1 rRNA gene and 1 pseudogene are annotated in these 797 nt (G+C 66.0%); both read left to right on the forward strand.

The window, feature by feature from the left end:
- Positions 1-199 precede the first annotated feature (199 nt).
- Positions 200-316: ribosomal RNA gene (gene rrf / locus IH45_RS0142660) — 5S ribosomal RNA — on the forward strand.
- Positions 317-443: 127 nt separating this feature from the next.
- Positions 444-797 (forward strand): annotated as a pseudogene (locus tag IH45_RS0142665) (DEAD/DEAH box helicase); the annotation flags it as partial.

Below are 797 nucleotides of genomic sequence, written 5' to 3' on the forward strand. Positions count from 1 at the left end.
ACTGGGTTGATAGGCCAGATATGGAAGCGCCGTAAGGTGTGGAGTTGACTGGTACTAATAGGCCGAGGGCTTGTCCTCAGTTGCTCGCGTCCACTGTGTGGTTCCCGGGTTGCGAACAGTCGCAGCGTCGGTGAACCAAGTTCCACTGATTCATTTATTCAATTGAAGAGTGTGCTTGTTCGCTAGAACCCGATAGGGTTTCGGTGGTCATTGCGTTAGGGAAACGCCCGGTTACATTCCGAACCCGGAAGCTAAGCCTTTCAGCGCCGATGGTACTGCAGGGGGGACCCTGTGGGAGAGTAGGACGCCGCCGAACAATCTTTGACAGGACCCCTGGTCCCAGCGTTCATGCTGGGACCAGGGGTCCTTTTTGTTTTGCCGAAGCGCGCCGAAGTGGTCGGTGCGCGAGAATGTTCGCAGTACCGAAGACAGGAGTCACGTCGATGTCCCCCAACTCTTCCGACGATCGCTCGGAGCGCCGGCCTCAGCGGCGCGAGGGCGGTGACCGCGGCGGCTTCCGGCGTGACGACCGTGGTCCGCGCCGGGACGACCGTGGCGGCCGGCCCTTCGGCGGTGGATCCGGCGGCGGGCGTCGGGACGAGCGCGGCGGCGGCTTCCGGCGTGACGACCGCGGCCCGCGCCGTGACGACGACCGCAGCGGTTTCCGCCGCGATGACCGTCGTGACGACCGTGGCGGTTACCCGCGCGACGAGCGCGCTCCGCGCCGCGAGGGCGACCGCGGTGGCTTCCGCCGTGACGACCGCCCCGGTTTCTCGCGCGACGACCGCGCGCCCCGC

The sequence above is a fragment of the Streptomyces rimosus subsp. rimosus genome, from assembly GCF_000720725.1.
GTDB classification, from domain to species: domain Bacteria; phylum Actinomycetota; class Actinomycetes; order Streptomycetales; family Streptomycetaceae; genus Streptomyces; species Streptomyces rimosus_A.